The 16,150-nt window shown below is 37.2% G+C and carries 8 protein-coding genes; all 8 read right to left on the bottom strand.

Annotated features, from left to right (window positions below):
* Positions 1 to 4: 4 nt before the first annotated feature.
* The 8 genes from murJ to SLH48_RS10165 all read right to left on the bottom strand — a co-directional run bounded on the left by murJ (position 5) and on the right by SLH48_RS10165 (position 16,134).
* On the bottom strand, positions 5 to 1,537 hold the full coding sequence (gene murJ, locus SLH48_RS10200; protein ID WP_320258059.1) for a murein biosynthesis integral membrane protein MurJ: 1,533 nt from the start codon (positions 1,535 to 1,537) through the stop codon (positions 5 to 7).
* 5 nt (positions 1,538 to 1,542) lie between these two features.
* Positions 1,543 to 2,634, bottom strand: coding sequence for a glycosyltransferase (locus tag SLH48_RS10195; RefSeq protein WP_320258058.1), 1,092 nt, complete (start codon positions 2,632 to 2,634; stop codon positions 1,543 to 1,545).
* A gap of 1 nt (position 2,635) precedes the next feature.
* A complete protein-coding gene (locus SLH48_RS10190) occupies positions 2,636 to 3,790 on the bottom strand; it encodes a polysaccharide pyruvyl transferase family protein (protein WP_320258057.1) in 1,155 nt (384 codons plus the stop codon).
* A 442-nt stretch (positions 3,791 to 4,232) separates the two neighbouring features.
* Positions 4,233 to 6,080: an N-acetylmuramoyl-L-alanine amidase gene (locus SLH48_RS10185; RefSeq protein WP_320258056.1), complete on the bottom strand. Its 1,848-nt coding sequence runs from the start codon at positions 6,078 to 6,080 to the stop codon at positions 4,233 to 4,235.
* 258 nt (positions 6,081 to 6,338) lie between these two features.
* Positions 6,339 to 9,107, bottom strand: coding sequence for an S-layer homology domain-containing protein (locus SLH48_RS10180; RefSeq protein WP_320258055.1), 2,769 nt, complete (start codon positions 9,105 to 9,107; stop codon positions 6,339 to 6,341).
* Positions 9,108 to 9,813: 706 nt separating this feature from the next.
* The gene (locus SLH48_RS10175; RefSeq protein WP_320258054.1) at positions 9,814 to 11,262 is read right to left on the bottom strand and encodes an O-antigen ligase family protein; all 1,449 of its coding nucleotides are present in this window, start codon (positions 11,260 to 11,262) and stop codon (positions 9,814 to 9,816) included.
* 247 nt (positions 11,263 to 11,509) lie between these two features.
* A complete protein-coding gene (locus SLH48_RS10170) occupies positions 11,510 to 13,804 on the bottom strand; it encodes a S8 family peptidase (RefSeq protein ID WP_320258053.1) in 2,295 nt (764 codons plus the stop codon).
* Positions 13,805 to 14,058: 254 nt separating this feature from the next.
* On the bottom strand, positions 14,059 to 16,134 hold the full coding sequence (locus SLH48_RS10165) for a 5'-nucleotidase C-terminal domain-containing protein (RefSeq protein WP_320258052.1): 2,076 nt from the start codon (positions 16,132 to 16,134) through the stop codon (positions 14,059 to 14,061).
* Positions 16,135 to 16,150 lie beyond the last annotated feature (16 nt).

Raw genomic sequence — 16,150 nt, 5'->3', positions numbered from 1 at the left:
ACAATTATTCAACAACTTGCTTATTTCTCTTACTTCTTAAGTAACGCATAAATATTTCAAGCTCAGGAAATTTTAATAATTTCATAAGAAGTGCACCTACGATTACAAATATCACTAACCCGATTGCTACGTTGATAAAGGAAGAAGCAAATGAGAGCCAAATGGAAGAGAAGTATGTAATGGTGCCTAAGATCAAAATAAAGATCCACGTTTTCCAAATTTGCATTATCTCTTTCCCATACACTTTTAAGCGTAGGATGAAGCGTCCAAACATCACGAGTAAAATGTAATTCGAAATAGCACTTATTGTCGTTCCCCAAGCAATGGCATTAGTGCCTTCATAGTCTATAAGAATATTTGTTGCGAGAACTGTTACACCAAATACGGAAATAACGTTAATCAAAACAGGTAAGAATGTGTTTTCCATCGCATAGAAAAATCTCGTTACGTATGCGCTTGATGCGAGAGCATACATAGAAATGGCTAATATTTGCACGAGTGGAGTGGTCAATATTGTGTCGTCTGCTGTTAATTTTCCATATTCAAAAACGATCGTGACAATATCTTGTGCGTAAAAATAGACAAACACCGTGATCGGTAATAGCATCAGCCTAAGTACTCGTAAACCCCTTTGATATAAGCTTTCAATTTGATCCATCTCATTCGCTGCTACCTTTTTAGACAGCAACGGATAAATAACAGTCGTAACAGCTGTCATTAATACTGCTTGAGGGAACTGTGTAAGCTTGGAAGCATTATTTAACAGTGTCGTTAACCCATCAAATTCAGGGAACCGTGCAGCATAAATACGTTGAATAAAAATGTAAAATTGTAACGCTGCCCCTCCTAAAATAAGTGGAACTGTCATATTGACTAATCGCTTCATTTCATTTGTATATGCAAACTGAAAGCGAAATTGGATCTTTTCTTTTTTGATTCCGTATATGAGCACAACAAGCATAAAGACTGCACCGAGTAACGCACCAAACCCGTATGAATAAAAGCTGAGTATCGGCATAAGGGCGACTCCAAATATTAAAAACACTAAATTATATAGTAACGTTGAAAATGTCGATAAACTAAATCGATTATGAACATTTAATACTCCACTTAACCATATTGATAGTACTAATAAAACGGTAGATGGAGTCATCCATAAGTAAAGATTTTTTGTAATTTCAAAGCTTTCACTAGAAAGCTGCCTAAAGGATAATTTAAGGATTGGATCGACAAATATCATTAACAATATGGTTAAAGCAATAAAAATAACCGTCATATAAGAAAATACGATATTTAGAAATTTTGTTTTTTCTTCTTTCGTCGGTAATTTGCTATAAATTGAAATAAATGCTGTGGTTATTGCACCACCAACAACTAGGTAAATGAGGTTTGGAATCGTATAGGCAAAAAATATAGCATCTGCTTCTGTTTTACTAAATAACATACCTACTACTGCGTCTTTAGCAAAACCAATAAGCCTAGCAACTATATTAATAATCGTAACGATTCCAATCGCTTTAAAAAGTTGATTCTTCATGTCTTTCATCCTTTATGATAAATGCTTATTAGCTTATCGATAAGAGTATCTTCGTCATTTTCTTCTGCGCGTTTCTCGCCATTGTTAATTAATTGCTGTTTAAGTTGGTCATCACTTAAAACTGCATTGATTCCTTCATAAAGCGCATCTGTATTCTGTGGCTGCACTAATATCCCATGTTGATTTGCTAGCAAATACGATAAACCTCCAACATCACTTCCTACTACAGGCGTGTGACAAGACATCGCTTCAACTGCTACAAGACCGAACCCTTCCATATGAGATGGTAAGACAAAAACCTCTCCAGCTGACATCCACTTAGCAAGTTCCTGCTGTGTTAATGCACCAACAAATTTTATATCAGCTGTCTGTAGTTCACTAGCCTTCTGTTGTAACTCATTCATAAAGTTTTCGTTACGACTTGGACCGATTACATACAAGACTGCATCCTTATGTTCTTTTTTCAATAAAGCAAATGCTTCAATCAGTTCGATAAGTCCTTTTTCACGAATGATATTACCGACAAAAATAAGGGGACGTTCATGCTCTTTCAAACCAAGCTGTTGACGGACAGCTCGTTTCTCGTATGGGACAAAGACTTTTCTGTTGACACCCATGTTAACGATCGACAGTTTGTCCTTCTCAACGCCATATTGCTCGTGTATCTCATCATACAGTCCTTGTCCAACCGCAATGACATGATTAGCACGTTGTAATATTTTTTGTGTCCACCTTCGAATCCGTGGATTCTTCTTAGCCATGCGATCTATATCACCGCCATGAGCAGTAACAATTAATGGCGTACGGTGAATTTGTTGAAATAGCAAGCCTATAATCCCTGTTGGAAAAACATAATGTGCATGAACCACATCATATGATCTTCCTTTTATTAGTAAAGTCCACAATGCTTGCAGCAACCACTTACAATATTTTATTATTACGTTCACTTTGCGATTACTTGGGTCATCAATTGCAATGACATCTACATTTAATCCTTGCTTCCTCAGAGCTTCCACCTGATTCTTCACAAAGATACCGAAAGTTATGCCGTCATCATTAGGGTACATATTACTTAGTACAAGTACTTTTTTCTTCATGTCACTTACCCTCTTTTCTCGGCAACATATGAAATTGCTTTAACCCTTGTGCTGCTTTCTCCTTTAATTGAACAGATATTTTCTTAACAAGTGTTTCTGTTTGTTTCCAATTCTGTTCCATTTCATTTACCGATGACAAAAATATCGTATCGTTCGATGATAAGTTATCTATTGGAATACAAGCCTTTTCTTGATCAATCATCTTCATAAAATGCTCAACCTTATGATGGTACGCTACACCAATGGACGGTGTTTCTACAAGATATGAGAAGATGATAGAATGAAGTCTCGTTCCGATGACAACATCCTGTTCTGCACATACATTAATCAGTTGATGCGGTTGCAAATGATCATCAATGACAGTAGCATGATCTTTATATTTCATCCGGTCATAAATTTCCTGTGTCATCCATACATCCTGTGGATATTTTGTTGAAAAGAACGTAATATCCACACCTTTTTCTTCAATAAGCGCATCTAGGTTTTGAGCCATTCCATTTACATACATTTCATATTTTTCATCATTAGCTTCAGGCCAATATTTTAAGTTATAATACGGTAGGCTTGTTACACCAATTTTTTTTATCTTCTCGCTACTTTTGTGTGTTTTTTCGGGAGTGATGGAAAAAGCAGGGTCACCAATCACATCGATGTCCTTTTTAACACCAATTTTCCTAAGTAGCTCCTTCGACTGAGGATCACGTACCGATACACTATCAGCAACTCTCGTCAGAAGTCTAATAAATAATCTACCAATGGACGTATTCAATGGGCCTACTCCACATCCGTAAACAATCACTTTAGCTCCATAAAAACGTCCTAATAAGCCGTACGTTCCAAACAAAGGTGCCTCACGCTTGTATAAGTCCATCAAAATGCCACCACCACCAATGATGACAACATCTAACTCTTTCATTACTTTCCGATTATGTTTCACGGTATGTAATAATGTTTTAACAGCCGACCCTTTTTTATAATAAAGTGAGGCTGCTTCCGTTCCATATTTTTGCTTCGTAAAATCTGGGTTATCACTAAAGACCGTAATATCTTTTCTATTTACATCAAAATGTGTCGTTAATTGTTGAATAATACCTAACAGGATCGCTTCATCCCCGTTATTGTTATTCCCATAATTACCCACAATCCCAATTTTCATGTCTATTCGTCCTTTTCTTATTAAAAATACCACGAATATTATACCATACATATGTCATAATAAAACTGTTGCTCACTTGAATTAAGGTGATATCAACTAGTAATTCTTACAAGAGTAGCTATATCAAATCCTATGTGCATGGGGATTTCTCTTCGTTAAAATGAACGTGCAATTGTTGTCGATTAAATGCACTAATTGTTATTTTTCATACTATCAACACGTATAGCGATGTTCGTGGCACCCTTCACATTTTGGCTGTTCTCGTATGGATTGTTGTTTTTTGCACGAAAAATCTTACTTATACATAGTCATTTATTCTTCTAAAAACGATGACTATAGCGTAAAACGGCGTCTTTCGACTAGTTTAGGAACTATAACAACAGAGTTTACGAAAAGAGCCTAAAGAAAACAACGAGCTAAACAGCTCGTTGCTATGTTGGTGTTAAAATAATTGATAATATAACTGAATTCCTGAAACAATTCCATCTGCATACTTCACTAATACATTATCATCAAGTAGCAATTCAGCATCCACTTCGTTTGAGAGAAAACCCAGCTCAACGAGGACGCTTGGAATATCATTATGCTTAACTACATACAATTCATTGTCCTTAATGCCACGATCAGCCGATCCAACTATTTTCACAATTTCAGATTGTATAGCACTAGCTAATAGCTTGCTTTCCGCTCCATTTTCATTCGTAGAAGTATTATAGTAAGTTTCAGTACCATTCGCATCATTATTGGACGCCGAATTCGTGTGAATACTAACAAATATATCTGCATAATTTTCTTTCGCTATATCAACGCGATCCTGAAGCTCTAGCTTCGTATCATCATCTCTCGTCATAACGACGTGAGCTCCTAATTCGGTAAGTCTTTGCTCAACTAATTTAGCAACTTTAAGATTTATATTTTTTTCTTGTTCATCATAGCCAGACGTTCCTGGATCTTTCCCACCATGTCCAGCATCAATGACGATAATGCGATCTTTGATCATGTTACCTTTATCTGTTGATAACAGCTTCAAATATGTTTTGTGTACATATCCAGTTTCATTGTTAAATTGAATATGTGCCCAATTGCCATTTAAGTCCATTACATCAACAATTTCTCCATTCAACAGCTTGCCAACCACTTCACTTTCTGTTGATGGCGACTGACGAACATTTAATGTGGTCTCAACAGTAACGACACCTTTTAACTCTCCAGTTTCACTATCAGGCTCTGGAGCTGGCTCTGGCTCTGGTTTTGGGACTGTCATTCGAAAGTTTTCATTTAATGTTCTAGATAAGAACACCGAAAACTCAGCTCTTGACACAGCTTTCTCCGGTTTAAATTGATTATTACTTCCGTTTGAAATCCCTTGATAATACAATGCCGAAATGTAATTAGATGCCCAATAATTAGCGTCTACGTCCGTAAATACTGCATCGTTTTGTTGCTGCGCTTGTGTTTGCTGTAGAGAAAAAGCCTCTGTAATAATCTTACTCATCTGTGACCTTTTCAACGTGTCATTCGGTTGATATTTATCACCGTATCCTGAAATAACACCAAGCTGCACAGCCTTTTCGATATACCCTGATGCCCAATGATTCGTTGGTACATCAGTAAAAGTTGCATCTGCTACCTCAAGCTGGCTTTCTCCTAACGCTTCAATAATCATTTTAGCTGCCTGTGCCCGGGTTACGTTGTTTTCTGGCAAAAATTGCTTGTCATCGTTTTCTAAAGTATAGCCTGAGATGATCTCTAATGATACTAAGTAATGAATGTTTGGCATAGCCCAATAGTCATTATTAATATCGATAAACACTCGCTCTTGATCAATGAAATCTTCAAAAGTTGGCTGATCAGTGTCATCAGACTGATCATTGTTTTCTTCATCAGAAGGTTCTCCTTCATTTTCTGGATCGTCCGTTTGATCATCTTCAGTGTCTACTTCATCTGCATCCTCATCATCACTATTTCCTTCCGGTTCTTCCTCATTACTTTGCTCTTCCTCATCAGAACCTTCTGGATTTTCTTCATCATTTGCTGCTGTTTCCTCGTCAGATTCTTCATTATTCTCTGCGTCCTCATCGGATTCTTCATCCTTTTCTTGCTCTTCCTCATCAACAGGATCGTCCGTTTCTTCTCCCCCTTCGTCCTCTGGTGGATCTTCAGGATCAACCTGTGTCATAGGCTCTGTGTTTTGAGTCGCACGAAGATCGGACTCTGCATTGACTTGAGCACCGAGGAAAAATGTAGAGAAGCAAAGCATTAAAATCCATAAATATAGTTTTTTCCCCACGAGTTACACCCTTTCTATAGCAAACAGCTATACAAATAAAGCTAGCGTCTGCTATGTTTTTTTATATGGTCATTGTAAATATGTAAAAAAGACGTAGAAGAAAGGTAAACGCTTGTCCTCAATCGTTGTTCCACGCCTTGTTAAATAGTTTAAGAGGGTTCCTCACACGCTCTATCGAATACATCAATGTTCACGCGTTGCTCATAAGAACCCTCTTTGAAAAACCCTTTGCGAGAACTACCTCCCGCGTAAGTAGATTTACTTTGTTAAAATACGGTATAAAAATGCACTGAATTGTGCACGAGTGACATAATTATTTGGCTTGAAAGTTTGATCTTCATACCCTGTCGTCACACCATTTGCTGCTAATGCAGAAATTTCTTTATACGCCCAATGATCAGCAGGGACATCCTTAAAGTCAGCAGCTGCTTGTCCAGCTAAATCATATGCACGCTGTAATATTGCCGCCATTTGGCCACGAGTCAAAGTCCCCTCTGGATCAAACGTGCCATCTTCTTTCCCTTTAACAATCCCTGCATTTGCTACTGCTGCAATCGTTTTATAATATTGATGATCTGTTGATACATCCTTAAAGTTAGGATTAGTTATGTTACTTGTGTCAAGGTTCAGTGCTCTATCTAGCAGCACTGCGGCATGAGCACGAGTTAGGTTGTTATACGGTAAGAAATTTCCATCAGGGTAGCCGTTAATAATCCCTTTACTTGCTAAATATTCGATCTCAGTTTTCGCCCAATTATCTTCTGGAACATCTGAAAATAATTGTTCATTATACGATGCACTGTAAACAGCTTGTAGCTTGTCAAAATAAATTTCACCACTGTCTTGCTTATCTTCCACAGCTTCGGCTAGGTAAACTTTACTCACCTCAATTGGTGCTTGAACGTCTTGTGGAATATCAGCTTCAACGTATTTCCAGCCTGTCCAAGTTAAGCCACCTTCGGTAGTGAAATCAATCGTATGGGTCTTGCCCGCGCTATCAATAATTTTTCCACGTAACCAATGACTCTTTCCATCACCGTAAACCCAAAGACCAAGCTTTAATGGTTTACTTGCTACTTTGATCGGTTGTTTGGCAGTTACATAAGCAGCTGCTACTCCCTCCTCACCAACTGAAAAATCATAGCTTAGTTTTAGAGATGCAGAACCTTCTTGACGCGGTTCTGATTCACTGCTCTTTGCAATTGAGGCAGATGCTCGAGCCGTTTCAGCAGTCCATTTTGAAACATCGTCAAAGCTATCAAGGCTTAACGGCTTATTGTTCACAGTTACTGGTACGGATACTGACGTTTTTCCTAACGTTGCAGTTATCTTTCCAGCTCCTTCAGCCTCTGCTGCAGTAAACAATCCGCTGTTGGAAATCGTACCTATTGCTTCTGTTACAGACCAAGAAACTAAACTGCTATCATAGATGAGCTTGTCATTATTTGAATCCAATGCTTGTAAATTCAATTGTTCAGTTTGACCTGAAGCTACGACTAATGAATCAGGTGAAACTGTTAATTTGTCAATCGTATCTACTACAGTGATAGGAAGTTCTTTCACAGCACCTTCATACGTAGCGATAATTTTTCCTGTACCACTGTTCTCTGCTATAAACTTCATGCCTTCAAACTTTCCGAGATTATTAGTTACCTCCAATGAAAGTTTAGAAGAATCAAAGGATAGTGGATTATAATATTTGTCCATTACAAAGTCATAAACTACTTCGACTGATGCACCTTCAACAATTTTCCCTTGCTCCTTCATATGGAGTTCTAAAAATTTCGGTGTGTCATTCGGTGCTGAGCTTACAACGTGAAGAGAAGTTGAAACCGCCCGTTCTCTGCCATCCGAAGGTTTATTTGCTACTGATGCATATTGATCACCATGCTCACGGACGACCATCGTCGTTGATCCACCACCATCAAGGTTGATGGCACGATCTGCACCAAGACTCGCAACATACTCTGCGAATTCTTTAAGATTCATTCCTGTACTATAGCCAGATTGTCTACCATCAACAGTAACAAAAAACACTCGGTTTTTACTACTATCAATGGCAACAGCTGAACGAGGTGCCTTTTCTTTTGCACGGGAGCTGTTTTCATCAATTGTTAAGTACGGTTTGCCGTCCTTCACTAGCATAGGTCCAGACGTTAACATATATTTTGAGTCCTGCCACTTAGAATCAATATTTAAAGAGACTTGAAGCTGGTCCCCTACTTTTACATGTTTAAGTTGTTCATTCCACTTCCCTGTCATAGAAAGAACAAAGCCATTTTTCGGAATAGGAGTATTTGCATTATCCCCATAGTTACGGATGGATTGAACTGTACCATTGTAAATATCACCAAAGCTTGGTAACCCTTCTAATGCTTGGTCTGTAGTAACAATGAATTCCGTTCCATATTCATTCGTATCTGTGTATCCATTAGAATGACTTGGCGTATAGATAATCATCTCATCATAGCCACGACCACGATTGATGCCGTCTGCTTGATATGTAGTTCCGTTATGTTCAAGAGCTATATTTACATTATAATGATCAATTTCTGCTTGCCCATTGCTTAAAATCCCAAATGCAATGGCTTCATTTACATATTGATCTCTACCAGAGGCAATCATGCCACCATTATAAATTTGATTGTCCTTAGCAATCATGTATACAGGTAAACCATTACTAGTATGATAGAACGAACCATTTATCGCCCCGACTACATGATGCTCTGCACTACTATTTGCTTTTGCACTACTTGAAACAGTAGTTAATTTATTTAGAGGGGATGGAATTCCTACTTCAATTGATGTGAATGGGTCATTCAATTGAATATCTAATACATTAGCAACCTGTGTAGTAGATGATGATTGAAGTTTCGTATTTTTATATGTGACACCAGGTGAAACTTGAAACTGGTCTAATAGATCTTGTGAGTAGCTTTCAGCACGTACACTTTCTGTAATCATGCTAAAACTAAGCATTTGTATAATTAATACTAACGACGTAATTAATGAAACTATTTTTTTCATGCTGTCTCCCCTTACACTCCTTCCAAAGCTATTAATCTTGTTCACCACCTTACATATTTTAGCAGATAATGTCGAGATACGCTACCTATCTATTGCACTATTTTCGACAACGTGTAGTCAGTCCTCATAAAATTATAATGAAAGATGCTAGAAAAATAGTAACAAAATAGTTACATTTACCAACAACATCATTCTTATAGCTTAGTAAGATCGTCACAAAATACCATATAAATCGACAAGGACTGTTTTAACTTAATTAAAAATGCATCTCTATTAAACAATTAATTTTACACTAGTTAGTAACCGCCATATATTCTTTTGTGACAAAGTATTACACGAAATTACAACATCTCCTCAACATATATTCGGAGAAGAATAAATCAATATGAGGGTACAAATACGTTTTATGACGTTCTTTTTCGGAATGGCTGTTTGCGCAATGATTGTTGCTTTGCGTTCTAATATATAAGCACGTATAAACCAGCATCTTATATACGTTTACAATGATGAGGTTATATATAAACTGTATATTTCAACAAAGTTTATGAAGAGAGCCGTAGTAATAAATGAGACGATGATACTGTTGACTACATGATCGTACGTTCATTATGAGCACCTCTCGTTACAGTCGTTCGTGAGAAAAACGCCTTACACAATATAAAAAACCTATCGCAAAATGCGATAGGTTATCGTTTAAGTATACTGTTTAATCTTGTAGCACTAATTTGTGTTTTGCAGCGTATGCACCTAGAATCATAAAGAAATATAAGGTGTAAATCTTAGTTTCCCAAATATTGTATAGCAACCCACTTGCACATGTTGCCATCCAAAATGCAATCATCACATTCGAAAATAAATCTTCTTTTCTTCTTTTCCAAAAGAGAACTAGCATTCCTAGAAGGAACAAAGCAAACAATATAACGCCCGCAGCTCCTGTTTCAGCTATGACCTGAATATATTGATTATCGGTATAAAAATTTTGGAAATAATACTTATTTTCGCTACCTTCACCATATCCGTCCGAGTAAATATTATATTTTTCATATATTGGTGATGAAAACGATAATGTAGCCGAATCACCAAATGTTGCAAAGCCTGATCCCATCATTGGATAGTCCTTGAAAACTTCAAAACCTTTTTCAATAAAATAAATTCTTCCAGTCTCTGCAGTTAGTATTTGTGTCTCATCATCAACTGTATGCTGGATCCTATTAATGAAGCCACCCTTACCATAATCTTGGTCATTAATATATTGTACTAGCGCAACCCCACCGTTCGTAGGAAAGTATACGAGCAGTATACCAAGAATTAGCGTGACAACATAGGGCTTGACTGGTTTCCAATACCTTGTCAAAGCTAAAAATACTATCCAGCCTATAAATACAGAAATGAGCGTTCCTCTAGATAATGTCAGTAGCATCGTTCCGTTAAATAATGTTAACGCTACATATAGGAAACGCTTCGTTTGTCCCTCTGCCTGATGTAACAGATATAAACTTAAGACGATCGCTACGCCAAGATACATACCTAGTGTATTGGGGTTACCAGGCATTCCGTAAATACGAGCAAAGTTAGTTTCTGAAATAATTCTTTCAACCCAAGCTTGCGGCAATAGCCATGTTCTCAACGAAAGCTTCTCAATAATCCCATGTAAACTAATAAGCATAGCGACAAAAACTGTTACCCAAGCAAACTTTGTGATGTCTTGCTTATCAATTTTCATTCTAGATATTATGTAGTAGAGTAAATACATAATTAAAAAAGTGCGAAGCTGAAAAACAATCGCTACGATCGATACGCCTGTCATATAGGCTGAAACGGCACCTACAAGGCAGAATAAAAAGAATGCCCATTCAAAAATTTTAAAGCGAAAAATCGAACGTATATCATGTCGCAACTGATATACTGTTATTAAAAAAAGTAAAATTGTGATGATGTCCCCAATATACTTCAGTCCAGGATTTGCTTCTGCATACAATGGCCTGATTGGAACATATAGCAAGAGTAACAAGAGTGCATTTTTCGGATTTACTATAGTATATACTGCAAATATTGCAGTAATAGAAATTAGAGCTAATTTAGGTGTTAACGTTAATGACAAAGTTAGGATTAAAAAACCTATTAATAGAAATCGGTACGATTTAATGTTCTCCATAAATATAGACCCTCGCTATTTTTAATAGTTCATGTTATAAAATCATTTTAAAATCTATTTTTGGGCTGTACTATTTTGCACCTTCATTTAAGCAAAAATGAATACATAAAAGGAATTTAAAACTCCTAATTGTTAGAGATAATGTATAACGAATTGATGTATACAAATATCAGACAGTTTCTATCATACTACAAATTATAAGATTCGTCATATTAATATTTCCTTTATCCAAATAACTGGTAACATTCTATTTTTGAAGATGCTCATATGTCCTCATAAGCATGGCAACGAATTGTGCCCGCGTAATTTTCTCTTCAGGTCGAAAAATTGGTTGCTCACTAACAATTCCTATACTTGTTAAGTACTGCACTGCATTGTACGCATAATGGTCTTCCTCCAAATCGTTAAATTGATAGTGATTTGGTGAATTCATATGATCATTCTTCTGAAGAGCTCTATGCAAGATCACTGCGATTTGTCCTCTTGTCAATTCTTCTTCAGGGTAGAAGCTTCCATTACTATAACCTTTAATAATCCCTTTGTCTGCAGCAGAATAAATCGCTAAAGACCCAGACAATTCGATAGGAACGTCCTGAAATGTCATCTCTATGGAAGCTGGAAGCTCCCAATTAAACAAGCGCCCCAAAACCATCACACTATGACGGCGAGTAATTTCATTATTTCCCCGAAAAGTACCATCGGCATATCCGTGAACAAAACCCAATTCTTGTGATTCGTATATGTAATCGTACGCCCAGAAATCATCTGCAACGTCAGAAAACTCGTGTTCTTCTTCTTCACTGTTTGACATAAGTACCTTAATTTGGTCTGTCGCATGAACTCGTTGTTCACTCATACCTACGACGGATAAAGTAAGGTCACTTTGGAATGCATCAATATTACTAAAATCTATAACCAGCCTATTGGATTCAGCTTTTTCAGATGAATACAACTGCCCATCAACAAATATATGGATATCAGACCCTATCAATCCGTTAGATAAACCTAGTATGTTCATCTCATCCTCAATTAAGGTCTGTCCATCTTTTAAGGTGAGCCATTCAATCACTTCGGTAGTTTCTTCCTGAACCGCCTTTGTAAGCTGTAACAAGCCAGCTCCGGAATAAATGTCATAACCATCAATGTTTAAGTCCCTCGCAGTTGCTAGCAACTTTGATCTTATTTGTAATACGTCTAACTGATTATTATCAAGCTTCATATAGGCGACTGCTCCAGAGATGTATGGCACAGACATCGATGTACCTGATAAAGTTTTATATGAATTATCTTTATATGTACTTAAGATATCTGAGCCAGGTGCGCTAATGTCTACCTCCCAGCCATAATTTGCAATAGAAATAATCCTATTAAATGGTGTTGTACCAGAAACAGTAATGACTCCAGGATAAGAAGCGGGATAAATTTTGTCAGTTGCTGTTTTCCAATTACCTGCAGCTGCTACGACAACAATGTTCTGTTGAATTGCTTGCTCAATTGCTTCGCGAAGCATTTTAGTTTCTCCTTTTCCTGCAAGGCTAAGGTTAATCAAATCAACATCTAATTGAACGGCATCATCCACCGCTACGCCTAGTTCATAATCACTTCCGTTACCGTACTTGTCTAATACCTTTAACGGTAAGATATCAACAGGTGCATTTGCCAGTATACCTGTAACGCCTACTTCATTATCGGAGCATGCAGCTAAAATCCCTGTAACATGTGTACCGTGCCCGTACTCGTCATCTACATATTCATCGTCACTAGTATAATTCTTTCCTAAGCTATATAATACATTCCCGCAATAATCCTCGTGTTGTGATACACCCGAATCAATTACGGCAATTAACAAATGATTCACACCAATGATGTTGTTAATGACTGGCTTCTTCTTCCAAACCCCTTTTGTTTGGACCATTACCTTTATTGAGTCAAAGGCATCATCTCTTGGTATAAGCACATCTAGCGTTTGCAAATTACCTTCGTTCATTGCAATTCTTTCACCACTACTATTAAACACCTCGAGCTGCCATATATCTTCAACATGTTCAAGCTCAATGGAAAGTCTGGAAATAGCTTCATTACCTAGGACTATCGTAAACTCTGTTTGTTCCAACGATTGATTGTTGTAAGTTATCGTTCCTTCAGGCGTAATGATCTCATTTCCAATCATTAAATTATCTCTTGCTGTAAAGTAATTAGCCATACTATCTTCTGCGTTCACTTTGTCCAATCCCCATTGGTCTACTACAAGTGGATCAGAGAGCCTAAGCTCTAGCGCTGCTGTTTTCGAATAATTTTTTTCTACTAAACTTACAAACCCTTCTTGTTGAATTGTTTGTATTTCATACTCTGTAAACGACCCTTTTACTATTTGTTTTTCAATACTTATAACACCTTGTCCATGACTCTCTAAGAATCTATCTAAATCTGCCTCTTTGTCGAAATATAACAGCCACTCATCAGCTTTTTCCTCGGCACTTGTATTAATAGTAGTAACAAATAAACATACACTTAAAATAAGTAAATGTAACAAAACTTTCATAAAGAACTCCCTAATCTTTTATTTTCTATTATACCAACCTTTGTAGTTATTTGAATGAATAGTTTGTTAATCTACAATCAAAAAACGACATAAAGCACAAAATTATTTCCTAAGCAATTATTTTGATATTAATACCGACATAGTGTGTGGGTAACGTCAAAATAACAAACCGTAATCAATAGAATAGGGGACGTGTGGGGTTAACCGAAATAAAAAAGGAGCTGCTAGTAAACTAGCAACCCCTTAAAATAAATCTATTCATTTTTCATGAAGCGATCATCCATGATCGATGCTGCATCAACTTCTTCTGTCATAGCACGCAAATAATCAGCAAATAATTCGCGTTGGAAGTCAGTTGAGTCAGTCCATGTTACTTCTCCAAACGCAGCATAGCCATCACCTTCACCTGTTGACAAGAAGTTGTTTGTCACAACAGAGAACGTACCTTCTGCAAACTCACCATTAGTATAAACTGGTGTACCGTCCGTTAACGTAATATCAACTATTTGATCACCAAGCTCACGAGCATCATCAATCACTACTTTTAAACCTGAGAATTGTATTTGAAGTAATCTGTCTTCAGGACCTTCAAGAATAGTTTTCAGCTGCTGAGCAGTCATATCAGATGTTACATTATAGTTATCGAATGGAAGTACTTTAAATACTTCACCGTAATTAATCTCTCCAGCATCGATGTTTTCACGAATTCCACCTGAATTTTGGAAAGCAATTTGAGTTCCTGCTTTTTCACGCATTGCATCAGTAATCATATTTCCTAATTGGGTTACCCCAAAATCACCTTCAGAGTAATCACGAGTTAACTCGCCGTTTGTGCTACCAACAATTTCATTTTCTATTTCTTTTACTTTCGTTTGATAGTCTTTTACAATACTATCAGTATCTGCGTCTAAAGCAGTAAGATTAATATTTGTTTCAAGCAAGCCTACTTCTTGTGATACAACTTCTTTACTGTCTTTATCAACGAATAACTTTATATGACCCACTGCTCTCGTATATTTATCAGCTTCGATTACAGGAATGCCATTAACAATACCAGCCACACGTTTATGTGAGTGTCCACCAACGATCGCATCTAAAGACCCAGCTGATGCATCAGCTAAATCTGCTAATTCACCTACGATTTCATTCGTTTCTTCCTCAGCCCATCCTGGCAAGTGAGATGTAACAAAGATAAGGTCTACACCTTGATCTTTTAATTCCTTCGCTAGCTCTTCAGCAATCGGTGCTGGTGTTGGGAATATTAAACCTTCTACATGTGTTGAAAGTGTAGTAGATTTTGTTTCTGGTGTAGCGAAACCAATGACACCAATTTTATAGTCACCTTTTTCTAGAATCACATAAGGCTCAGCCCAATCAACACGTGAATTTGTTTCTTCATCAAACACGTTTGCACCCATAATCGGTAATTGCGCTTGTGCAATACGCTCTTTTAATACATCGACTCCCCAGTCAAATTCATGATTCCCGATTGCAGCAGCATCGTATTCAATTGAATTTAACGTGTCAATTGTAGAAGCACCTTCAAATGAATTTGAGATCAGTGTTCCTTGCATGATGTCCCCACCATCAAGCACGACTGTCCCGTCTGCATTTACTGAACGGAATGCATCAACGATTCCACCAACAACAGCCATACCGCCACGTTGTTTTGCTTCATCAAACTCAATATTCCCATGAATATCATTCGTTGAAAGAATATCAATAACATCAAAAATTACTGGCTTTAATGCATCACTTGCCTCTTCACGAGTAAGGTTGTCCTTCGCGCCAAACGCTTCACCGTTGTTCACATCGAATACTCCTGCAAGTAGTGAATAAGCTACATAAGGACGAGCCCAATCTGAAATATCAGCTACATCTGTAAAATTGTTTAAGACACTCTCATCTACAGTAGGCATATTACCGTCTGTTAATGCTAGAGTAATAATTTTGGCAAACTGCTCTTTATTCACTGTGTCATTCGGACCGAACTCAGCTTCTGAATAGCCTTCTATTAGATTAGCAGCAATTGCTTTTGCTACTACATCTTTATGTTCTTGGGTATAAACATCTTTAAAAGATAACTCAGCTTTTTCCTCCCCAAGTTCACCAGCTCTATCTAACATGATTAAAAGTTGTGCACGAGTAACCAGTTGGTCACCACCAAGGTCACCGTTACTAAAACCTTTTACAATACCTTTTGTTTGCATTAGATTAATATCAGTTAATTTGACTGCATCAAAGTTCGTGTCTGCCTTAGCTAAATCTGTCCCTATCAGACTAAAAGCTAGAGCAGAAGATGCAACAAGCGTTGTCAACTTTTTCTTCATTAAAGTTCACCTCATA

The sequence above is a fragment of the Cytobacillus sp. IB215316 genome (assembly GCF_033963865.1).
In the GTDB taxonomy this organism is placed as follows: Bacteria; Bacillota; Bacilli; order Bacillales; family SM2101; genus Nanhaiella; species Nanhaiella sioensis.
Note: the sequence above shows the minus strand (reverse complement) of the source record. Positions and strands in the feature narration are given on the sequence as shown.